The sequence below is a fragment of the Sphingobium chungangianum genome, from assembly GCF_977014255.1.
This window is the reverse complement of sequence record NZ_CDRNIV010000006.1, coordinates 2,215,896-2,237,434: the sequence shown is the minus strand read 5'-3', so window position 1 is coordinate 2,237,434 and position 21,539 is coordinate 2,215,896. Positions and strand designations below refer to the sequence as shown.

Annotated in this window: 21 protein-coding genes and 1 pseudogene; 17 read left to right on the top strand and 5 right to left on the bottom strand. The window is 62.0% G+C overall.

Annotation, left to right across the window (positions count from 1 at the left end; translation table 11 throughout):
• The first annotated feature begins 21 nt into the window (after nt 1-21).
• Both ACWNC0_RS18150 and ACWNC0_RS18145 read left to right on the top strand, forming a co-directional pair.
• Nucleotides 22-924 (top strand): 2-dehydro-3-deoxygalactonokinase, encoded by a 903-nt coding sequence (locus ACWNC0_RS18150; RefSeq protein ID WP_449473613.1) that lies wholly within the window; start codon nt 22-24, stop codon nt 922-924.
• Nucleotides 921-1,550 carry a 2-dehydro-3-deoxy-6-phosphogalactonate aldolase gene (locus tag ACWNC0_RS18145; RefSeq protein WP_449473612.1) on the top strand — a complete coding sequence of 210 codons (630 nt, stop codon included), beginning with the start codon at nt 921-923 and terminating at the stop codon, nt 1,548-1,550. Before ACWNC0_RS18150 ends, ACWNC0_RS18145 begins: the two co-directional genes overlap by 4 nt.
• Before the next feature lie 209 nt (nt 1,551-1,759).
• Here the strand turns inward: ACWNC0_RS18145 and ACWNC0_RS18140 are convergent, their stop codons facing one another.
• Nucleotides 1,760-3,796, bottom strand: coding sequence for a PAS domain S-box protein (locus ACWNC0_RS18140; protein ID WP_449473610.1), 2,037 nt, complete (start codon nt 3,794-3,796; stop codon nt 1,760-1,762).
• Between the two features lie 140 nt (nt 3,797-3,936).
• On the opposite strand from ACWNC0_RS18140, the gene ACWNC0_RS18135 reads away from it, so the two are divergent.
• The 5 genes from ACWNC0_RS18135 (at nt 3,937) to ACWNC0_RS18115 (ending at nt 6,764) form a co-directional block, all read left to right on the top strand.
• Nucleotides 3,937-4,980 (top strand): COX15/CtaA family protein, encoded by a 1,044-nt coding sequence (locus ACWNC0_RS18135; protein ID WP_449473608.1) that lies wholly within the window; start codon nt 3,937-3,939, stop codon nt 4,978-4,980.
• Nucleotides 4,977-5,297 (top strand): divalent-cation tolerance protein CutA, encoded by a 321-nt coding sequence (cutA, locus tag ACWNC0_RS18130; RefSeq protein WP_449473607.1) that lies wholly within the window; start codon nt 4,977-4,979, stop codon nt 5,295-5,297. Before ACWNC0_RS18135 ends, cutA begins: the two co-directional genes overlap by 4 nt.
• Before the next feature lie 131 nt (nt 5,298-5,428).
• The gene (gene rplM / locus ACWNC0_RS18125) at nt 5,429-5,908 is read left to right on the top strand and encodes a 50S ribosomal protein L13 (RefSeq protein WP_097092068.1); all 480 of its coding nucleotides are present in this window, start codon (nt 5,429-5,431) and stop codon (nt 5,906-5,908) included.
• Complete coding sequence (rpsI, locus tag ACWNC0_RS18120) at nt 5,908-6,441, top strand: 30S ribosomal protein S9 (protein ID WP_449473606.1); 534 nt, start codon at nt 5,908-5,910, stop codon at nt 6,439-6,441. The genes rplM and rpsI overlap by 1 nt, the downstream gene beginning before the upstream one ends.
• Before the next feature lie 140 nt (nt 6,442-6,581).
• Nucleotides 6,582-6,764 carry a CsbD family protein gene (locus ACWNC0_RS18115; RefSeq protein ID WP_449473604.1) on the top strand — a complete coding sequence of 61 codons (183 nt, stop codon included), beginning with the start codon at nt 6,582-6,584 and terminating at the stop codon, nt 6,762-6,764.
• A 63-nt stretch (nt 6,765-6,827) separates the two neighbouring features.
• Here ACWNC0_RS18115 and ACWNC0_RS18110 read toward each other — a convergent pair whose 3' ends face one another.
• On the bottom strand, nt 6,828-8,225 hold the full coding sequence (locus tag ACWNC0_RS18110) for an alanine/glycine:cation symporter family protein (RefSeq protein ID WP_449473603.1): 1,398 nt from the start codon (nt 8,223-8,225) through the stop codon (nt 6,828-6,830).
• An 88-nt stretch (nt 8,226-8,313) separates the two neighbouring features.
• On the opposite strand from ACWNC0_RS18110, the pseudogene glmM reads away from it, so the two are divergent.
• The 5 genes and pseudogenes from glmM to ACWNC0_RS18085 all read left to right on the top strand — a co-directional run bounded on the left by glmM (nt 8,314) and on the right by ACWNC0_RS18085 (nt 12,252).
• Nucleotides 8,314-9,653, top strand: a pseudogene (glmM, locus tag ACWNC0_RS18105) (phosphoglucosamine mutase).
• Nucleotides 9,653-9,877 carry a DUF1272 domain-containing protein gene (locus ACWNC0_RS18100; RefSeq protein WP_449473601.1) on the top strand — a complete coding sequence of 75 codons (225 nt, stop codon included), beginning with the start codon at nt 9,653-9,655 and terminating at the stop codon, nt 9,875-9,877. Before glmM ends, ACWNC0_RS18100 begins: the two are co-directional and overlap by 1 nt.
• Complete coding sequence (gene thiD, locus ACWNC0_RS18095) at nt 9,874-10,635, top strand: bifunctional hydroxymethylpyrimidine kinase/phosphomethylpyrimidine kinase (protein WP_449473599.1); 762 nt, start codon at nt 9,874-9,876, stop codon at nt 10,633-10,635. The genes ACWNC0_RS18100 and thiD overlap by 4 nt, the downstream gene beginning before the upstream one ends.
• A complete protein-coding gene (locus ACWNC0_RS18090; RefSeq protein ID WP_449473597.1) occupies nt 10,628-11,227 on the top strand; it encodes a ribonuclease HII in 600 nt (199 codons plus the stop codon). Before thiD ends, ACWNC0_RS18090 begins: the two co-directional genes overlap by 8 nt.
• Before the next feature lie 335 nt (nt 11,228-11,562).
• The gene (locus ACWNC0_RS18085) at nt 11,563-12,252 is read left to right on the top strand and encodes a L,D-transpeptidase family protein (protein WP_449473596.1); all 690 of its coding nucleotides are present in this window, start codon (nt 11,563-11,565) and stop codon (nt 12,250-12,252) included.
• 388 nt (nt 12,253-12,640) lie between these two features.
• Here the strand turns inward: ACWNC0_RS18085 and folP are convergent, their stop codons facing one another.
• The gene (folP, locus tag ACWNC0_RS18080) at nt 12,641-13,765 is read right to left on the bottom strand and encodes a dihydropteroate synthase (RefSeq protein ID WP_449474660.1); all 1,125 of its coding nucleotides are present in this window, start codon (nt 13,763-13,765) and stop codon (nt 12,641-12,643) included.
• Between the two features lie 99 nt (nt 13,766-13,864).
• Nucleotides 13,865-15,004 (bottom strand): DNA methyltransferase, encoded by a 1,140-nt coding sequence (locus ACWNC0_RS18075; RefSeq protein ID WP_449473594.1) that lies wholly within the window; start codon nt 15,002-15,004, stop codon nt 13,865-13,867.
• A gap of 287 nt (nt 15,005-15,291) precedes the next feature.
• Between ACWNC0_RS18075 and ACWNC0_RS18070 the strand changes: the two genes are divergently transcribed.
• The 4 genes from ACWNC0_RS18070 (at nt 15,292) to ahpF (ending at nt 18,855) form a co-directional block, all read left to right on the top strand.
• Nucleotides 15,292-15,636: an ArsR/SmtB family transcription factor gene (locus tag ACWNC0_RS18070; RefSeq protein ID WP_449473592.1), complete on the top strand. Its 345-nt coding sequence runs from the start codon at nt 15,292-15,294 to the stop codon at nt 15,634-15,636.
• A 132-nt stretch (nt 15,637-15,768) separates the two neighbouring features.
• Complete coding sequence (gene betI / locus ACWNC0_RS18065; protein ID WP_449473590.1) at nt 15,769-16,440, top strand: transcriptional regulator BetI; 672 nt, start codon at nt 15,769-15,771, stop codon at nt 16,438-16,440.
• A gap of 106 nt (nt 16,441-16,546) precedes the next feature.
• On the top strand, nt 16,547-17,110 hold the full coding sequence (ahpC, locus tag ACWNC0_RS18060) for an alkyl hydroperoxide reductase subunit C (RefSeq protein ID WP_449473588.1): 564 nt from the start codon (nt 16,547-16,549) through the stop codon (nt 17,108-17,110).
• 164 nt (nt 17,111-17,274) lie between these two features.
• A complete protein-coding gene (ahpF, locus tag ACWNC0_RS18055) occupies nt 17,275-18,855 on the top strand; it encodes an alkyl hydroperoxide reductase subunit F (RefSeq protein WP_449473586.1) in 1,581 nt (526 codons plus the stop codon).
• Nucleotides 18,856-19,143: 288 nt separating this feature from the next.
• Here ahpF and ubiG read toward each other — a convergent pair whose 3' ends face one another.
• Complete coding sequence (gene ubiG, locus ACWNC0_RS18050; RefSeq protein WP_449473584.1) at nt 19,144-19,881, bottom strand: bifunctional 2-polyprenyl-6-hydroxyphenol methylase/3-demethylubiquinol 3-O-methyltransferase UbiG; 738 nt, start codon at nt 19,879-19,881, stop codon at nt 19,144-19,146.
• A gap of 390 nt (nt 19,882-20,271) precedes the next feature.
• Here ubiG and ACWNC0_RS18045 point away from each other — a divergent pair, with 390 nt between their 5' ends.
• Nucleotides 20,272-21,537 (top strand): aspartate kinase, encoded by a 1,266-nt coding sequence (locus ACWNC0_RS18045; RefSeq protein WP_196224203.1) that lies wholly within the window; start codon nt 20,272-20,274, stop codon nt 21,535-21,537.
• Nucleotides 21,538-21,539: the final 2 nt, after the last annotated feature.

The following is a 21,539-nucleotide window of genomic DNA, read 5'->3' as shown; positions in this document are numbered from 1 at the left end:
AAGAACGGAAATGACTTCGGCATGAGCAGCTATGATGTCGTCGGCGACTGGGGCACCAGCCGCCTGCGCCTATTCCGCATGGAGCAAGGGCAAGTCACCGCCCGCCGCGAAGGCCCCGGCATCGCCGAAGCGGGCGCGAACGCCGCCGCCGCTTTCGCGCAGACGATCGCCCCCTGGCTGGAAGACGGCACCCCCGGCAGCATCCGCCTGTGCGGCATGGCGGGCGCGCGCGATGGCTGGGTCGAGGCGCCCTATGCCGACTGCCCCGCAACCGCGGAGCAATGGCGCACTGCGGCCATGCGCTTCGACTGGCAAGGCGCGCCCGTCACGATCCTCGCGGGCCTGGCCTGCACCGACAAGGATGGCGTGCCCGATGTCATGCGCGGCGAAGAAACGCAAATCTTCGGCGCAATGCATCGCCATCCCGACCTTGCGCAGGGCCGCCACCTCATCGTCCTTCCCGGCACCCACAATAAATGGTCGCTGGTCGAGGATGGCCGCATCGTCAGCTTCCGCACCGTGCCCACCGGCGAACTCTTCGCCCTGCTGCGCGATCAATCCACCCTCGGCCCGAAAGCCGCCCCCGCCGACGCTGCCCAGGAAGCGGAAGGCTTCGCCGAAGGTCTCGACCGGGCAGGGGAGGGCAGCCTCCTCACCAACCTCTTCGCCGCCCGCGCCAAGCGCCTGCGCGCCGGACGTTCCCCCGATTGGGCCGCTGGCTACCTCTCCGGCTTGCTCATCGGCTGCGAAATCGCGGAAGTACGCGCCATGCTCGGCGAAGTAAGCGGCATCACCCTCATCGGCGACCAGCGTCTTTGCACCCGCTATGCAGAGGCGCTGGAGGCGCAAGGCCTTGCTTCCCGATCCTTGAGCGGCGACGATTGCGTCCTCGCTGGCCTCACCCTTCCGGAGAATGCCGCATGACCCTAGATTCCCTTCTTGCCGCCGGAGCACCCCCCATCGCCGCTATCCTGCGCGGCCTTCGCCCCGAAGAGGCGGTGGAGATCGGCGCGGCCCTCATCGATGCGGGCATCCGCATCATCGAAGTACCGCTGAACTCGCCCGAACCCTTCGAAAGCATCACCGCGCTCCAACAGGCGTTCGGCGCCACCGCGCTGATCGGCGGCGGCACCGTGCTGACGGTAGAGGCGGTGGACGATCTGCGTCGCACCGGCGGACGCATCATGGTCACGCCTAACACCGACCCGGCCGTCATCGCGCGAGGCGCGCAATATGGCTTCGATATGCTGCCCGGCTTCATGACCCCCAGCGAAGGCTTTGCCGCCGTCCGCGCTGGCGCTCGCCGCCTGAAGCTGTTCCCCGCCGCCAGCCTTGGCCCCGCTTATATAAAGGCCATCAAGGAAGTGCTGCCGCGCCATGTCGGCCTCTGGGCAGTGGGCGGCACTGGCGCCGACACGATCGGCCAATGGCTCGGCGCAGGCTGCGAAGGCATTGGCGTCGGCGGCGCTTTATACCGCCCCGGCGACAATGCCGCGACGGTGGCGGAACGCGCTAAAGCGTTGGTCGCCGCATGGCGCGCCATTGGTTAGAAAGGGACGGTCCTTAGTTAGGACTGCCCTTTGTCACCGTTCGCCCTGAGCCTGTCGAGCCGAAGGCCGGCGAGCCAACGGCCTTACTTCCTTTAGAAGGGAAGGGCTTCGACAGGCTCAGCCCGAACGGGTCTTGAGTGATCGGGTCGAGGTGAGGTTTTAAGGGGCCGTTCAGGCCGAGCGAAGCGAAGCCACTCCAAAGCTCAACCTTACCCCACCCGCTGCTCTTCCCGCCGGTCCAACACCTCACGAACTTTCCCCGCCAGTTCCGCGTAAGTAAAAGGCTTGGTCAGCAACTCCACCCCCGGGTCCAACCGCCCATGGTGGAAAATAGCGTTGCGCGCATATCCGGTCGCGAACAGGATCTTAAGCTCTGGCCGCCTCACCGCCGCTTCCCGCGCAACGTCGGCCCCGGTCATCCCACCGGGCAGCACGACATCGGTGAATAGCAGATCGACCGGCACCGGGGCCTGCTCCAGCGCATCCAGCGCCGCCGCTCCGTTACTGGCTTCGATCACCCGATATCCCAACTCGTTCAGCACCTCGACCGCATAGGCGCGGACTTTATCGTCATCCTCGCACACCAGAACCGTCTCATCGCCCCCGCTTACGACCGGGGGCGGTGCCTCCTCCAATTGATCATTTGCGGGCACCAGGCCATGGAAACGAGGGAGGTAAATCTTGACGCTCGTCCCTTCGCCGACCTCCGAATACACCCGGATGTGGCCGCCGGATTGCTTGATGAAACCATAGACCATGGACAGCCCAAGCCCGGTGCCACGACCCACCTCCTTAGTGGTGAAGAAAGGCTCGATCGCATGGCTCAACGTCTCCGCATCCATGCCCTGTCCCGTGTCCGACAGGCTGATCAGCACATATTGTCCGGGCTGCACATCCTCTTCCTGCGCCGCGTAACGGTCATCTATATGTGTATTGGCGACCTCGATGGTCAGCTTGCCGCCATCGGGCATCGCATCGCGCGCATTGACCGCCAGATTCAACAGCGCATTTTCCATCTGATTAAGATCGACCTCGATCGGCCAGGGCCGCGCGGTCTGGATCGTTTCAACCTCGATCCGCTCGCCCAAAGTGCGGCTTAACAGCTCCGACATGCGGCTCACCAGCCGGTTGGGGTTCACGCGCTCGGGCGCTAATGGCTGGCGGCGGGAAAAGGCGAGCAGCCGCTGCGTCAGCATGGCCGCACGTTCGGCGCCCGCCATCGCATTGTCCGCCGCACGGCGCATCCGCTCATTATCTTTGAGGCCGCGCTGGAGCAGTTCAAGATTGCCCGTCACCACCTGCAACAGGTTGTTGAAGTCATGAGCCACGCCGCCGGTCAACTGGCCTAGCGTCTCCATCTTCTGCGCTTGCCGCAACGCGGCTTCCGCTTCGGCAAGCGCGCGGGCATGGGCGCGCTGTTCGGTGACATCCCGCGCCACACAATAGATCAGCCCATTGTCCGGCACGGCCGTCCAGCTGAAGTTGCGATAGCCGCCGTCCTTTGTTCGGAACCTGTTTTCGAAGCGCAGCGAGGGAACGCCTTGCTGGAGCGTGTCAACTTCTTTCCGGACGCGTGCGACATCATCGGGATGCTCCATCCATTCCGACGTGCGGCCGATCAGCTCCTCTTGGCTCCATCCCAATATGTCCGTCCATGCGGGGCTGGCGGACAGCCATGTGCCGTCCATGTCGGCGATCAGAAATGGGTCGCGGGCCAGCGTCCATAATCGGTTCCTATCCGCCAGCATCTCGCGCTCGGTTCGGACGCGCTGCGTCGTCTCACTGACGATGCACAGCGCCCCGCCGATCGACCCGTCCGCTTCGAACACGGGGGAATAGCTGATGTCGAAATAGACTTCCTCGCCACGGCCGCCGTCGCGTTCGATGTAAAAGGGGCGGTCCTTGGCATGCACCGTCTCGCCCCGCTCGATCACCGACAGCAGCAGCGGCTCCAGATCGTCCCATAATTCGGCCCAATTCTCCCGCGCCGGACGGCCCAATGCCCCCGGATGCTTGTCGCCGATCGTCGGCGCATAGGCTTCATTATAGAGCGCGCAGAGGTCCGACCCCCAGAACAGCACGATCTCCGCCTTGGAAGACAGCATCAGCCGCACCGTGGATATCAGCGCAGGCGACCATCGGCTGACCGGCCCCAGAGGGGACCCGTCGCCGATGCGCGCCGTCAGGTCTCCGATCGGACCGTGTGCAGCGATCATCCCGGCAATGTCGGTCGCCGGGGCGCTCATCGATTATCCTCTGTTAAGAAGTGCATAGACGGGATACGCCTGTCCGCTGATTTGTATCCGCTCGTTACGGAGCGTTGCGACCTTTTGTCCTATGGTCGCCCTCTTGCAACAATCCGGGCATCGGCGCATGGATCGGCGCCATGACCGAACTTGCCCTTCGCCCGGCCATGGATGTTTCCCGTCCCGTCGCGATCGCCCGCTGGCTGCTCACGGTGGCAGCGCTCGTTTTCTGCATGGTGGTGGTGGGCGGCATTACCCGGCTTACCGAATCGGGCCTGTCAATAACGCAGTGGAAACCGATCACCGGCGCCATTCCGCCGCTGACCCATGATCAGTGGATGGACGCCTTCCGCCTCTATCAGCAGATCCCCGAATATCAGCAATTGCGGCAGGGCATGACCCTGTCTGATTTCCAGTTCATCTTCTTCTGGGAATGGGTGCATCGGCTTCTTGGACGATTGATAGGCCTCGCCTTTGCCCTGCCGCTCCTGTGGTTCGCCTTTCGCCGCGCTATCCCGTACGGCTACGGCTGGCGTCTCGTCGCTTTGCTGGCGCTCGGCGGCCTTCAGGGTGCGATTGGTTGGTGGATGGTGACTTCTGGCCTGTCCGTGCGCACCGATGTCAGCCATTACCGGCTCGCGGTTCATCTGCTGACGGCACTTTTCATCATCGGCGGCCTCATCTGGACCGCGCTTGATCTGTTTGCCTTGGCGCGGAACCCTGCCGCCCGTCCTGCTGCGCTGAAGCCCTTTGCGCTGGTCGCCCTGCTGGTGCTGTTGGTCCAGCTGATGTTCGGCGCGTTCACCGCTGGGCTCGACGCCGGTTATGTCTCGAACACATGGCCGCTCATGAACGACCATCTCGTGCCGGAGGGGATTTCGTGGCTGGGATCGCTTTGGGCGACCTTGTCCAGCGACCCTTATCTCGTCCATTTCATCCATCGCTGGTGGGCATGGGTTGCCGCCGCGATGTTGGTCCTGCTTGCGCGTAAGGCAAAGCGGGCGGGGCGGCGAGGTCCCTCAATCGCCATCAACGCTGCCGTCGGCACGCAGATCGCGCTGGGCATCGCCACTGTCGTCAGCGGCATCGCCTTGCCGCTCGCGGTGCTGCATCAGGCGGTCGGCGCCCTCGTCGTCGCTTCCGCCGCCTGGGGCGCGCATGCGGTCGGGTCGCGCCGGGGGTGAGCGGCGTCGCGCTCGTCTACACGCTCTTCGGCTCCGCGGAGGCCGCCGACCGCGTCGCGCGCCAGCTTATCGGGGAAGGGCTTGCTGCTTGCGCCAACATGCTCGGGGCTGCGACTTCCCTCTATGAATGGAACGGCGTGCTGGAAAGCGCGGCGGAGGTGCCGGTGTTGTTCAAGACCACGCCCTCGCGCCGCGACGCGCTGATGGCGCGCATCGCGGAGCTTCACGACTATGAAGTGCCCGCAATCCTCGCATTACCGGTGGAAAGCGCTGATTTACGCTACGCAAAATGGGTGGCCGAACAGATCACAAAGTGACGGGTATTATTTTACCCGTCAGGAAACCCGCCGAATCTCTTGACTTCTTGAACCTCGCCGGTCATTAGCGCCCATCTTTGAACGCCCTCAAAACGCGTTCAATTCACTATTTCATTCTGGAGATTGGCACCATGAAGGCGCTGATGAAGACCACTAAGCCGGCAACCCCGGCAACGGTCGAAAAGAAGTGGATCCTGATCGACGCGGAAGGTCTCGTCGTCGGCCGCCTCGCCTCGACCGTCGCGAACATCCTTCGCGGCAAGCACAAGACCAGCTTCACGCCCCACGTCGATTGCGGTGACAATGTCATCATCATCAACGCTGGCAAGGTGAAGTTCACCGGCCGCAAGCTGACCGACAAGGTTTACTACAAGCACACCGGCTATGCTGGTGGCATCAAGGAAACCACGCCCGCCAAGATCCTGGAAGGCCGTTTCCCTGAGCGCGTCCTGGAAAAGGCCGTTGAGCGCATGATCCCGCGCGGTCCGCTCGGCCGTCAGCAGATGCGCAACCTGCGCATCTTCGCCGGTGCTGAACATCCGCACGAAGCGCAGAACCCCGAAGTGCTCGATTTCGCATCGCGCAACCGCAAGAACAAGGTGGGTGCATAATGTCCGATAACCGCCAGTCCCTGTCCGACCTCGCGTCGCTGACCGCCAACGCTCCCGCGCCCGCCGCTGGTGAGACCGTCGCTGCCGACGCGCCGATCGCTCCTGTTCAGCCCTCGGCTCCCCTGCGCGCCCAGGAAATCGACAGCCTCGGCCGCGCCTACGCCACCGGCCGGCGTAAGGATGCCGTCGCCCGCGTCTGGGTGAAGCCCGGCACCGGCAAGATCACGGTCAACGGCCGCGATCAGGAAATCTATTTCGCTCGCCCGACCCTGCGTTTGGTGATCAACCAGCCCTTCGGCATCACTGAGCGTGAAGGTCAGTATGACGTGATCGCCACCGTCAAGGGCGGCGGTTTGTCTGGCCAGGCCGGCGCGGTCAAGCACGGCATCGCCCAGGCTCTTACGAAGTATGAGCCGGCGCTGCGCAGCGCAGTCAAGGCCGAAGGCTTCCTGACCCGCGATAGCCGTACCGTCGAACGTAAGAAGTATGGCCGCGCCAAGGCTCGCCGCAGCTTCCAGTTCTCGAAGCGCTAAGCGTCAGCTACCATTATTTTGGAAGGGGCCGGTTTTCCGGCCCCTTTTTCTTTGTCTGCAACCGTTGCGCAATCGTACCGGTGGCAACCTTCGGTTACTCCAAGTTGTTGACCCATCGTAGCTTTCGATAGGAGGACGTTATGGGTGAAATGACTGACAAGGTTAAAGCGGCAGGCAATAAGATTGCTGGAGCGGTCAAGGAAGCTGCGGGCCGGAACCAGAATGATGCCGATCTGGTCGCAGAGGGAAAGGCGCAGCAGGCTAAGGGCACCGCTCAGGACATCAAAGGCTCTGTGAAGGGTGCGCTTGGCGACAAGATCTGACCCAACCTAACTGATATAATTTAAGAGAGGCCTCGCCAACTGGTGGGGCCTTTCGCTTATCGGTTAGTCCTTAAATCCGCTTGGTGAGACATGTTCTTCCGCATTGCTAAGATAGGCACGCACGTCTCGCCGTAATTCCCCAGCACAGAGATAGAGCGCTATGATGTTGGGGATCGCCATCAGGAAGAAGCTACTATCAACGATGTCCACAACCCGACCTAGGTCGATCGCGGCGGCAGGGGGCAACGCGAGGATATAGAGGATCTTGTAGCTCCACTGCGCCTTTGGTCCATGACCAAACAGATATCCCCACGCCTGAAGACCATAAAAGCCCCACGCCACAAGCGTCGAATAGGCAAACAGCACAACGACGGCCGCTAGTAGCCATGGAAACCATGGTGATACCTGCGCGAAGGCGGCAGATGTGATTGCGATGCCCTCCAATCCAGATGTCCAAGTGCCCGCGACCACAAGCGCCAGACCTCCTACCGAACAGACTATCATCGTTCCAAGCAGCGGTTCGAGCAGGGCCACCAGGCCTTCTGAAACCGGATGGCGCACCCTTGCGAGGCTATGCGCCATCACCGCAGAGCCGACACCGGCCTCGCTCGCAAAGACCGCTCGCCTCATTCCCGAGACGAAGGCCCCGACAGCACCCCCCGTGGCCGCGCTGCCATTCCAGGCGCCGTGCCATATCTGGGCCAATGCGTCGGGTATCGCCGACGCGTGGATGATGAGGACGGCCGCGACACCAATGAGGTAGACGGCCACCTTGATTGGGGTCAGCCGTTTCGCGACCTCGCCAAGCCATGCCGCGCCGCCCAGTGTCACCAGCGCTACGGCGGCAGCCAGAAGCACACCATAGGCCCAACCATTAGAGAGACCGGTCACAACCCTCACCTGCGCGAAGCTCTGGTTAACCTGCACCATCGGGATCGCGCCAAACAGGGCGAAGAAGGCGTAAAGGCCGCCGAGCGTAAGTCCTAGACGGGGCCAGCCTCGGGCGGTGCCTATGGCTTTGAGCACATACATGGGGCCACCATGCACATGGCCGCGTTGATCGAACGTCCGGTATTTGAGGCCGAGCGTTACTTCGGCCATCTTCACGGTCATTGCGAACCAGCCGATCACGAACATCCACAAGATCGCGCCCGGCCCACCCATGGTCAACGCAACCGCGACCCCGGCGATGTTGCCGAGGCCGATCGTCCCGGCGAGCGCCGTGGTCAAAGCGCCCCACTGACTGACGTCGCCCTTGGCCTCGCCTGCGCCTGGCTGGGTCCGCAATATCCGTAGCGCCCGTCCCACAGTGCGGACATTGGGAAAGCCTAGCCAGATGGTGAAAAACAACATCGGGACCGCAAGATAGAGAATGACCAGCTCGATCCGGGCACCCATGACGGGCACCTTGAAGAAGACCGCACTTGAAAGCGCGTCCACCGCTGCATTGAAACCGTCCATCTGCTATGGGATGACTGTCGGCCAGTGGAAAGTCGAACAAAGATTGCTATGGACGACGGCAACTTAGGTCGCGTTGCAGGACAGAATCATGAGCAGGCGTTATTTCGGCACCGACGGGATCAGGGGCCGTACGAACCAATGGCCGATGACCGCCGAACTGGCGATGAAGGTCGGCATGGCCGCCGGGAAGCATTTCCAGCGGGGGAGCCACAGGCATCGGGTTGTGATCGGCAAGGATACGCGGCTGTCCGGCTATATGGTCGAAAACGCGCTAGTCGCGGGGTTCACTGCGGTGGGGATGGATGTCGTCCAATTCGGGCCGATCCCAACACCTGCCGTTGCGTTGTTGGCCCATTCGATGCGGGCAGATTTGGGCGTCATGATTTCGGCCAGTCACAATCCCTATGCCGACAATGGGATCAAGCTGTTTGGACCCGACGGATACAAGCTGTCCGATGAAGATGAGATGAAGATAGAGGCGATGCTGGAGCAGGACATCCCGCTCGCGGCTTCATCGGAAATCGGACGTGCGCGCCGGGTCGAGGACGCTCGGGGCCGCTACATCCATGCGGTCAAGTCCAGTTTTCCCGCCGACCTTCGCCTTGATGGGCTGAAAATCGTCGTCGATTGCGCGAACGGTGCCGCTTATCAAGTGGCGCCGTCGGCTCTGTGGGAATTGGGCGCGGAGGTGATCGCGATTGGGGTGACGCCGAATGGCATCAATATCAATGATGGTTGCGGATCTACTTCTCCGCTTCTGTGCCAGGAAACAGTTGTCTCCTCCGGTGCGGATATCGGGATCGCTCTTGACGGCGATGCCGACCGGCTGATCGTCGTGGATGAGAAGGGCCAGATCGTTGATGGCGATCAGATCATGGCGCTGATCGCGAGCAATTTCGCACGCGACGGATTGCTCCGGGGGGCGGATTGGTTGCGACGGTTATGTCCAACCTCGGCTTGGAGCGCTTCCTGGCCGTGCAAGGCATTAATCTCGAGCGCACCAAGGTTGGGGATCGCTATGTGCTGGAGCGGATGCGTGAGGGTGGCTTCAATGTCGGCGGTGAACAGTCGGGACATATGATCCTGTCCGACTATGCGACGACCGGCGATGGGACCGTAGCGGCGCTTCAGGTGCTTGCTGCGCTTGTCCGCGCGGGCAAGCCCGCCAGCGAAGTTCTGCATCAGTTTGATCCCGTGCCTCAACTACTCAAAAATGTCCGCTTTTCCGGTGGCAAACCGCTGGAGCATGAGGAGGTCAAGCGGGTGATCGCGCAGGCGGAGAGTGAACTCAATGGCTGCGGCCGATTGGTTATTCGTCCGTCGGGCACGGAGCCTGTGATCCGTGTCATGGCCGAGGGCGATCGGGAAGATCAGGTGAAGGACGTCGTCGAACGGATATGCGACGCGGTGGCGAGGGTGGCAGCCTGATGCTGGATATGCGTCCTGATTGCGAACGATGCGGCGAGGATCTGCCAGCTGCGGAGCCGGGTGCGTTCATTTGCTCATTCGAATGCACCTTTTGCGCTGCCTGTGCCGAGGCGCTTGATGACCGTTGCCCTAATTGCGGCGGGGAACTGATGGACCGGCCGACGCGCACAGGCGATGCGCTTGCGTGCCATCCCGCCTCTACCGAGCGTCACTACAAGGCATGAAGCCCGCGCGCATTTTGATCATCGCCGGGTCGGACAGTGGCGGGGGGGCTGGCATTCAGGCGGATATCCGTACAGTCACGCTGCTGGGTGGGCATGCGATGACGGCGATCACTGCGATCACTGCTCAGAATACGCTGGGGGTGCAGGGCGTGCATGCGGTGCCCACTGATATGGTGCTGCGGCAGATGGATAGCGTCATCAGCGATATCGGTGTGGATGCGGTGAAGATCGGGATGATCGGTTCGGCTGAGACTGCTCAGGCCGTTGCTGATCGGCTTGCGCAGTTGTCTGATGTACCGATTATATTCGATCCGGTGATGGTCGCGACAAGTGGATCGGTGCTGGCGGACGAGGCGACGATTGCGGCGTTTGAGCGGTTGATGGCGCTGGCGACTTTGGTGACGCCGAACATTCCTGAGCTGGAGGCGTTGGGGGGCGAGGAGATTGCGATCCGTTTCGGCACGCATGTGCTGGCGAAGGGTGGGCATGGCGAGGGGGCAATGCTGACGGATCGGCTGATTGGGCCGCAGGGGTTGGTAAAGTCATGGAGCAATGCGCGAATTGAAACGATTCATACGCATGGGACCGGGTGTACCTTGGCCAGTGCTATTGCTGCTCGGCTGGGGCAGGGTTCAAACCTGGTAGAAGCTATTGAATTTGCTCGTAAATATGTTCGAGAGGCGTTGATGTTGGCGCCGGGGCTGGGGCAGGGTCATGGGCCTATGGGGGCGCCGTTCGGGTTTCACCAGCATGCCTGATTTTGCGCATGAGCGGTTGCATCATCCGGGCTTTGTCGCCGGGGTGGACGAAGCGGGCAGGGGGCCGCTTGCGGGGCCGGTGGTGGCCGCTGCCGTCATCCTGCGGCAGGAGGATTGCCCGGATGGCCTTAACGACAGCAAGCAGCTGACCGCCGCTCGGCGCGCCGAGCTGGAGGTCGAGATCAAGGCGCGGGCGCTGTGCTGGGGGATCGGGGTCGCGTCGGTCGAGGAGATTGATGAGATCAACATCCTGTGGGCGACGATGCTGGCGATGACGCGGGCGGTGGAGGCGCTGGCGCATGATTGCGCACATGTGCTGGTGGACGGCAATCGCTGCCCGAAATGGCGGTGGGCGTCGACGGCTGTGGTGGAGGGCGACGCCAAATGCCTGTCGATCGCCGCTGCGTCGATATTGGCCAAGGAGGCGCGCGACCGCATGATGATAGAGGCGGCGGCGGTGCATCCCCATTATGGCTGGGAAAGCAACAAGGGCTATGGTAGCCCGATGCATCTGGCGGCGTTGCGGGAACATGGTCCGACGCCGCTGCACCGCCGCAGCTTTGCCCCGGTCGCGCAATTGGTCTTGCTATAGGATCTATAGGGCGAAATTGACGGTGCGGCGCTTGGTCGCTTCATCCCACTGGCATCGGATAAGATCAGGCGGCCGATTGAACGGCTAAGGCATCCGATCAGGTCGGGTTGGATCATGCCCAAGGAAGGATTCAGCCCTTCCCATGATTCTACCGGCGTCAGCAGATCAGTCATTGCGCTTGTCGCCCGCATTTTCCGGGCCAGCAGAGATGCCGGTTGCGTGAACAATGTTCTTGTGCGCCGCATGCGGAAAAGATCGGCATTCTTAACCTGTGTCGCAATGGGATTAAGAATAGTGAGGCGATAGTCCCGTACTGGCTGGCGTAGCCGCGCATTATGGCTAAGAAAGTCTTTATGCGCGTGATGCCGTTCCTGCTGGCGCTTGTCGCCATAACCTCTCTTTCGCCGACGCGTGACGCTGCTGCTGAGTCCGCGATTCCGGATGGTGAGGTGGTGCAGCCGGGCGGCTATCGTTGGCTGGAGGAAGGACCGTTCGACGGGCCGCTTTACCTGATCATCAGCCTTCAGCGGCAGATGGTGCATGTCTATAGCGGGGACCGGCTGGTGGGCGTGGCGAGCGTGTCGACCGGCACGGCGAGGCATCGGACGCCGACCGGCGAGTTCACGATCCTGCAAAAGCGGGAATGGCATCGGTCCAACCTCTACAGCAACGCTCCCATGCCGTTCATGCAAAGGCTGACATGGGATGGGGTGGCGCTGCATGCGGGGCATAATCCGGGTTATCCGGCGAGCCATGGTTGCATAAGATTGCCTACTGCCTTTGCCCGGACATTGTTTGGGATGACGGAGCTTGGCACGCTGGTTCGGGTGAATGCGGACGAGTTGGGACCGGCATTGATGCTCGACCGGCTGGTGCTGGATGATCCGGGGACGGCGGTGGTGACTTTCACGCCGGGTGCCAAGCTGCCGGTGGTGGAGCAGGCGAAGGTTGAATTGGCGGCTGGGGATGTTCCTGTGCTCGCGATTGATCCGAGTGTGTTTCGGCCGAGGTTGCGGCGGTGGTAGGGTTGGTGCCTATTTTCCGGAGGTCTGGGGCCTTCGTTTTGAACAGGTGAGGGCTTCGATCTGCTCAGCCTGAACGGGACGGAGGCGGGACGGCTTAGCACTGATAGCGGGCCTTTGCAGCTTTCCGGGTTGATTGCTGAAGAGAAGGAAGGGGCTTCGACAAGCTCAGCCCGAACGGGCTTGGGTTGTTGGCCTGAGGCTCAGGGCGGCCGGGTTAAGAGTGTTTGCGATCCTTAGAGGCTGATCGTTTTACACGGAAGCATCGCATTAAGGCTGATTTTCCGTCACCCCGGGTTCCACCCAGGGTCCCGCTGCATCGGCAGCATCAGAAAAGAAGCGGGACCCCGGATCAAGTCCGGGGTGACGATCACTCAAACATGATCATGCTTCAGACCGCGCTCAGCCCTGCGTCGGCGAGGCCGCGCCATAGGTGCAGGGCCTGCACGCTTTCCTTTACGTCATGGACGCGCACCATCTGCGCGCCCGATTGCGCGGCGCGGAAGGCGAGGGCGATCGAGCCACCGAGGCGGTCGGGGGCGGGGGCTTCGTTGGAGAGGGCGCCGATCAGACGCTTGCGGCTTCCGGCGAAGAGGAGGGGTACACCGAGGCCTTGGAAGGTGGCGAGGCCGTTGACCAGCGCGAGATTGTCGGCGAGCGATTTGCCGAAGCCCAGGCCCGGATCGACCATGATCCTGTCACGCGTGATGCCTGCGGCGACACAGGCTTCAATGCGGCTTTCGAGCATGTCGAACACGTCGGCGACGACATCGCCATAGCCGCCGGGATTGTCGTGCGGGTCATCGCCGGAGGAGGGCGCATGCATCAGGATGACGGGGCAGGCTGACCGCGCGGCGACTTCCATCGCGCGCGGGTCGTGGGCAAGGGCGCTGACATCGTTGATGACCTTTGCGCCTGCTGCGAGAGCCGCTTCCATGACGGACGCCTTGCGGGTGTCGATGGAGACCGGGACTCCTGCGGCGGCCAGTTTTTCGATGACGGGGACGACGCGGGCGATTTCGTCGCCCTCCCAGACTTTGGGCGCTTTGGGGCGGGTGGATTCCCCGCCTATGTCGATAAGCGCGGCGCCTGCGGCCGCCATGGCGAAGCCTGCGTCGGCTGCGGCTTGCGGGTCGTCCATATGCTTGCCGCCATCGGAGAAGCTGTCGGGTGTGACGTTGAGGATCGCCATGACCTGCGGCGCGTCGAAGCGGATGGTGCGATCGCCGAGTGCGAGCGGCTGGCGTTGGGCTGAGATGTTTGTTGCGAGACGTTGCGCTCGTTCGGCGAGCGCGTCGGGGAGGGTGGCGATGGTTTCGGTAAACTGCGCTACCGGGATGGTGGTTCGGGCGAGGCGTTGGGGGCCTTGAAGTGCGGTTAGCTCATAGGCCTGGAACCATATCAGGCCGTTGGCCATGCGCGCCGCTGACCCATCGGACAGGCCGATGGGGGAGGGGACGAACCATGTGGGCTTCAGGTAAAGCCGGGCGTCTTGGGGGAGAGTGGAGAGGGTCATGCTGGTCTCGTTCACGCTGCGCCTGTCGAGGGCTTTTCCTTGTTAAAGGAAAGGAAGGGGCTTCGACAGGCTCAGCCCGAACGGGGGTCTAGTTAAACATCAGGGTTCGTTTGCCAGCAGGTAGGTCTGGCGCAGCGTGTCGATGGGCTTGAGAGCGCCATCGACTTCATGGTGCCAGAAGGTCCAGCCGTTGCAGCTGGGCGCGTTTTGCAGGGTTGCGCCCATTTTATGGATCGATCCGGTGTCGGTGCCGACGCTGAGCGAGCCGTCCGCGCGCACGGTGGCCTGCCAACGGCGCTTGGCGTCGGTGAGGATCGCTCCGGGCTGAAGATAGCCGGTTTCGACGAGCGTGCCGAAGGCGACCTTGGGCTGGCTCTTGGCGCTCTGCATGATGGTGAGCGCGGATTCGTCCAGCGGCAGGGCGGCTTCGATGCGCTCCATGGCGACTTCGATATAGCTGTCTTCCCGTTCGATGCCGATCCATTTGCGGCCGAGGCGCTTGGCGACGGCGCCTGTGGTGCCGGTGCCGAAGAAGGGATCGAGCACGACGTCGCCCGGCTTTGTGCAGGCCAGCAGCACGCGGTAGAGCAAGGCTTCGGGCTTCTGCGTCGGGTGCGCCTTTGTCCCGTTACGCTTCAGCCGTTCCTGGCCGCCGCAGATCGGCAACACCCAGTCGGAGCGCATTTGCAACTCGTCATTGAGCGTCTTCATTGCCTTGTAGTTAAACGTATATTTGGCGTCCTCGCCCTGGCTGGCCCAGATCAGCGTTTCATGCGCGTTGGTGAAGCGCGTGCCCTTGAAATTGGGCATCGGGTTCGACTTGCGCCAGATGATGTCGTTGAGGATCCAGAAGCCTTCGTCCTGAAGGGCGGTGCCGACGCGGAAGATGTTGTGGTAGCTGCCGATGACCCAGATGCTGCCATTGGGTTTCAGGATACGGCGGGCCTGCGCCAGCCATGCCTTGGTAAAGCGGTCATAGCTGCTGAGCGTATCGAATTTGTCCCAGTCATTGTCGACGGCATCGACCCGGCCGCCTTCGGGGCGGAACAGGTCGCCGCCCAGCTGAAGATTATAGGGCGGATCAGCGAAGATCATGTCGATGCAGGCGTCGGGCAGCTTGGCCATTTCGGCGATGCAGTCGCCGCGCAGCAGGCAGTTTGCCGGGACGTTGACCGCCTCTTTTTCGATCGGCGCAACCGCCCTTTTACGCCGCGGTGCGACGCGTTCCATGACACCCATTATGTGACCCCCATTCGTTTCGAGGACCAGCGTTGAGTCGTCGAGAGTCCGGCGTCAAGATCAACGGCTTAGCCGCAGAGCCTCAGACAAAAGTTAACAGCGTGAGAACGAAAGAGGTAGACACGACATGTTGAGTCCGGATTTAGTCGCGGGACTCAATATCAGGTGGTGTGACTCAAAAGACTCAGCTGCTGGACCCCGCCAACTTTTTTTGGTTAACGTCGCTTCGACCCGTCAAAAACGGTCTTCGCTTGATCTACTCATAATCATTTGGTTATGAGTTCGCAATGAATGATCCTGTTTCAAGTGGCGACCGCTCGGCGGCATGTGACGAACTTTTCAAGGCGCTTTCCGACGGGACGCGGCGCGCCTTGCTCGAATATCTGGTGAAGGAGGGGGAGCAGAGCGTGCATGCCCTGACGGCCGTCTCCGATGTATCGCAACCGATGGTGTCGCGGCATCTGGGGAAGCTGAAGCGGGCGCGGCTCGTGACGGCTCGCCGGGCGGGGCGGGAGACCTATTATGCGGCGCGGGTGAAGGGCTTGGCTCCGGTCGTGCAATGGATGGCGATTTACGGGGCGCTGTGGTCGCAACGCTTTACCGCTTTGGAAGAGTTGAGCGAGCCTGCCTGACGGGGCTGCGCGCCATAATTCCCCTTGCATTGCTGGCCTAAATGGTGATCGAAGGCGCGGTGATCCATGTTGCGGGAAGGGGGCGGGATGTGCCGCCCTAAGGGCATGCGGCATGGTGACGGGAAACGAGACGTGGATAAGATTGCAGGCCGCCTTGGTAGGATAGAGGGGCGCGCGCGCTTTGTCAGGGAAACACCCGATGTCAGGCGTCAGGCGCTGATCGAAGCGACGGCGCAGTGCCTTGCGGAGAAGGGCGTGGCCGCGACTTCCGTCCGGGCGATCTGCGCGCGGGCGGGTGTGTCGGCGGGGTTGCTGACGCATTATTTCGATGGTGTCGATGCCCTGATCCTCGCCACCTATCGCGAGGTTGGAAATAAGGTGGCGGCGGCGCTGGAGCAGGCCGTGGCGGAGGCGGGGCCTGATCCGCTTGACCGGCTGTGGGCTTATATAAGGGCGAATTTGCAGCCGCCGGTGCTGGACCCCAATTTGCTGGCGACCTGGATTTCCTTCTGGAGTCTGGTGAAGACCAGTCCCGAGATCGCTGCGACGCATGCGGAAACCTATGGCGGATCGCGCGAGCGATTGGAGGTGTTGCTGCGCGAGGCGGCGCCGCAGATTCCGCGTCCGGCTGCGCGGATCGCGGCGATTGGTTTGACGGCCATGCTGGATGGGTTGTGGCTGGAGCTTTGTCTGGATTCTTCGACTTTCACTATCGATGAGGCGCTGGAGATGGCCAGGGAGGCTATGACCTATGTCCTTCAGAAGCCAAGGGATGAGCCGGTCGATCAACGACGGGTGGGTTGATCGCTTTTCTCAATCAGTGGTGTGAAGAAAAGCAATTTCCCCTTACCCTGCTACCTCCCTACATAGGCCGGGCAACAGCAACCCCTCAGAAGGAACTGGAAAGCCCATGGCTCTCATCAACACCAGCATCAAGCCGTTCAAAGCCACCGCGTTCAAGGAAGGCAAGTTCGTCGACGTCACCGACGCAGACGTGAAGGGCAAGTGGGCGATTTTCTTCTTCTACCCGGCTGACTTCACCTTCGTGTGTCCGACCGAGTTGGAAGACCTGGCCGGCATCTACCCGACGCTGCAGAAACTGAACGTGGAAGTCTATTCGGTTTCGACCGATACGCATTTCAGCCACAAGGCTTGGCACGACACCTCGCCCGCGATCAGCAAGATCAACTATTATATGCTGGGCGATCAGTCGGGCCAGATCACCAACAATTTCGACGTGATGCGTCCGGGCGTCGGCCTGGCCGACCGCGCGACCTTCCTGGTAGATCCCGAAGGCGTGATCCAGTTCATGGAAATCACTTCGGAAGGCGTCGGCCGCAACGCGACCGAACTGCTTCGCAAGGTCAAGGCTGCGCAATATGTCGCCGCTCACCCCGGCGAAGTATGCCCGGCCAAGTGGGAAGAGGGTGAAGAAACGCTCGCTCCCTCGCTCGACCTCGTCGGCAAGATCTAAGCAAAACCTGACCTTTCGCCGGGCCGGGTTGAGCAACTCCCCGGCCCGGCGGGGGTTTTACCTGACAATTTGACTGCTAATCTCACGCCGGGCCTTTGGGCCGTGCCGGCGAAGGGAAAGCTGCGCGCCCCAGGCAGCGCGCCAATTCAATGGAGCTACGATAGATGTTGGACGCAAATCTGAAGGGTCAGTTGAAGACCTATATGGCGAACATCACGCAGCCGATCGAGCTGGTGGCGTCGCTGGACGAAGGCGCGAAGTCGCGTGAGTTGGAAGGCTTGCTGAACGAGATTGCCGAGCTTTCGGACAAGGTGACTGTCACGCCCGGCAATGACAAGCGCAAGCCCAGCTTCATGATCCGGCGCGTGGGCACTGACATCGGCGTAACCTTCGCGGGCATTCCGATGGGACATGAGTTCACGTCGCTGGTGCTGGCGCTGTTGCAGGTGGGCGGGCACCCGTCGAAGGCGGCGCAGGAGTTGATCGAGCAGATCAAGGAGCTGGACGGCGATTTCAGCTTTGAGACCTATTTTTCGCTGTCGTGCCAGAACTGCCCCGACGTGGTGCAGGCGCTGAACCTGATGAGCGTGCTGAACCCGCGCATTAAGCATGTCGCGGTCGATGGCGCGCTGTTCAAGGAAGAGGTGGATGCGCGTCAGGTGATGGCGGTGCCGACCGTGTTCCTGAATGGCGAGCCCTTCGCTTCGGGTCGCATGGAACTGGAGCAGATCGTCGCGAAGATCGACAGCGGCGCGGCGGATCGGGCGGCGGAGAAGATCAAGGCCCAGGAACCTTTCGAGGTGCTGGTGGTCGGCGGTGGACCCGCTGGTGCGGCGGCGGCGATCTATGCGGCGCGCAAGGGCATCCGTACCGGTGTTGCGGCGGAACGATTCGGTGGGCAGGTGCTCGACACGATGGCGATCGAGAATTTCATCTCGGTAAGCCACACGGAGGGGCCGAAGCTGGCCGCGCAGCTGGAAGCGCATGTGAAGGATTATGATGTCGAGATCATGAACCTGCAAAAGGCGGCCAAGCTGATCCCGGCCCAGAGTGAAGGCGGTTATCATGAGGTCGTGCTGGAAAATGGCGCGTCGCTCAAAGGGCGCACCGTGATCCTGTCCACCGGCGCCCGGTGGCGGCAGATGGGGGTGCCGGGCGAAGATGAATATCGTAACAAGGGCGTGGCCTATTGCCCGCACTGCGATGGCCCCTTGTTCAAGGGCAAGCGTGTGGCGGTGATCGGCGGCGGCAATAGTGGTGTCGAAGCGGCGATCGATCTGGCCGGTATCGTTGCTCATGTGACGCTGATCGAGTTCGACAGCCAGTTGCGCGCCGACGCGGTGTTGCAGCGCAAGCTCGCCAGCCTGCCCAATGTGCGGATCATCACTTCGGCGCTCACCACCAAGGTGGACGGCGATGGAGCCAAGGTTACGGGCCTGTCCTACAAGGACCGCAACAATGGCACCGAGCATGATGTCGAGCTGGAGGGCATTTTCGTGCAGATCGGGCTGGTCCCGAACACGGAATGGCTGAAGGACGCGATCGCGCTGTCGCCACGCGGAGAGATCGAGATTGACGCCAGGGGCGAAACGAGTCAGCCAGGGATATTCGCTGCGGGTGACTGCACGACCGTGCCCTACAAGCAGATCGTGATCGCCATGGGAGCGGGATCGACAGCGGCGCTTTCCGCCTTCGATTATCTTATCCGCCTGCCCGCTTCGGAAGAGGCAGCGCAAGCCGCCTGACGAGACAGCCCCCGAGCGGGGGGTTGGGAAGCGGTCGCCCCCAGGCCCGGTGGCGGCCGCTTTTTAGGGTGCTGGGTTGAGGGGGTTATCCGTGCGCTTATGGTGAGATGCGGCGTATTCTTGAGGAGGCGGCGCCAGTTCCAACCTAGCGACTACAGTTGATGCTTAAATCAGCAGAGTATCTTAACGCCGTTCGGGCTGAGCTTGTCGAAGCCCTCTACTTAAGAAAGTAGAGCCCTTCGACAGGCTCAGGGCGAACGGTATTGAGGGGGTGCCGAACGCGGACCCTCAACCGCCAGCGTGGCGGGCGGTCAGCAGATAGTTGATCGCCTTGTTCGACGAGAGCGTGAAGCCTTTGCGCGGGTCGAAGGAGAGGCCGGTTACATCCGTCACCTCCAGTCCGGCCTTCACCAGCATGTCTGTCAGCTCCTCGGGCGTCAGGAACTTGTCCCAGTCGTGCGTTCCCTTTGGAATGCCGCCGATACCTTCGCCGATGCGGATCATGGCGAGGCGTGAGAGTGGTGTGCGATTTGGCGTGGACATGACGAGCAGGCCGTTGGGACTGAGCTTGTCCGCCAGCGCACGGACGAAGGCGGCGGGGTCGGTGACATGCTCGACGACTTCCATGGAGGTGACGAGATCGAAGCTTCCGGCGTTGAGCTGTTCGACGGGCGTCGCGCGATAGTCGATCAGGAGACCCTGACCGTCCGCATGGGCGCGGGCGATGGCGATATTTTCTTCCGCCGCGTCGAGCGCGGTGACCGCAGCGCCCAACCGCGCCAGAGGTTCGGACAACAGGCCCGCGCCGCATCCAACATCCAGCGCAGATTTGCCTTCAAGTGGGTGGAAGCTGCTTTCCTCGCCAAGCCAGTGTCTGTCGATCGCGCTACGAATATAGCGCAGCCTTACCGGGTTGAGTTTGTGCAGCATGGCGCTGCTGCCCTTGGGGTCCCACCAGTCGGCCGCCATTGCGCCGAAGTGCGCGGCTTCGCGGGGATCGATCGTGCTTGTCGCTGAATTGGCCATGCGCCCTGACTATCAAGCTGCGCGACTGCGCGCCACGGGCATTTAAAGCATCATGCTTTAAACCGGCACCGTCTCCTGCTTCCGTTTGCCGTGAGCCTGTCGAAGCCTGTCCTGAGCGCCTGCTGTAAGCAGGTAGTTGAAGGGGACTCTGTTTCTTTTCATGAAAAAGAGGGCTTCGACAAGCTCAGCCCGAACGGGGTAGGGTGATTCAGATAAGAGGTATGAAGCTCTAAGTCTTGCGGGGCGGCGATATGCATGAGCGATGGCAGTATGGGGTTCCGCCCGGCCGATGGCTTGCTTGCCATATCTGCCGCTGCTGCTATAGCGGCGCCGTTTTTCCCCGGAGGGGGACAGACGCTTTCCAGATCAGCAGACAGGTTTGACAGGCAAATGGCGCGCATCGTGATGAAATTCGGCGGCACCTCCATGGCGGGGATGGAGCGAATTCGCAACGTGGCCGCGCGCGTGAAACATGTCGTCGAGCAGGGTCATGAAGTCGCTGTCGTCGTGTCGGCCATGGCAGGCGAGACCGACCGGCTGGTGGGGTTCTGCAAGGAAGCTTCCGCGCTTTACGATCCGGCGGAATATGACGTCGTGGTTGCAAGCGGCGAGCAGGTGACTAGCGGTCTGCTGGCCATGACGTTGAAGGCCATGGGTGTGGACGCGCGCAGCTGGCTCGGTTGGCAGCTGCCGATCCGTACCAATGAAGCCCATGCCAAGGCACGCATTGGTGAGATCGACACGATCGATCTGCTTTCGTCCATGCGCGGCGGCACCGTGGCGGTTATCCCCGGTTTTCAGGGCATGATGGAGGATGGCCGCATCTCGACCCTGGGTCGTGGTGGTTCGGACACTTCGGCGGTCGCAGTCGCGGCGGCCCTGAAGGCTGATCGCTGCGACATTTATACCGACGTCGATGGCGTCTACACCACCGATCCCCGCATCGTGGCGCGCGCGCGCAAGCTGGACCTCGTCACCTATGAGGAAATGCTGGAACTGGCATCGGTCGGCGCCAAGGTGCTCCAGACCCGATCCGTCGGCCTCGCCATGAAGGAAGGCGTGGTCGTGCAGGTGCTTTCCTCCTTCGATGATCCCACCCAGACCGACCTCCCCGGCACGCTGATCGTCAGCGAAGAGGAACTGGAAGCCAAGCTCAAGGAAGACAAGATGGAACGTCAGCTCATCACCGGCATCGCCCATGACAAGAATGAGGCGAAGATCACCCTGACCCGCGTGCCGGATCGTCCGGGCGCGGTGGCGCACATCTTTGGCCCGCTGGCCGATGCGGCGATCAACGTCGATATGATTATCCAGAATGTCGGCCGCGACAAGGGCGAGACGGACGTTACCTTCACCGTGCCGGGCGCTGATCTGGCCCGCGCGCTCGACGTGCTGGAAAGCCAGAAGGAAGAGATCGGCTTCAACCGCGTGATCCCGGATACGAAGGTTGCGAAGATCAGCGTCGTGGGCGTCGGCATGAAGAGCCATGCGGGTGTCGCTTCGACCATGTTCAAGTCGCTGGCCGAGCGTGGGATCAATATCCTCGCCATCTCGACCAGCGAGATCAAGGTTTCGGTGCTGATCGACGAGGATGAGACGGAGCTGGCGGTGCGTGTGTTGCACACGGCTTATGGGCTCGACGCGCCGGTCGCTTGACA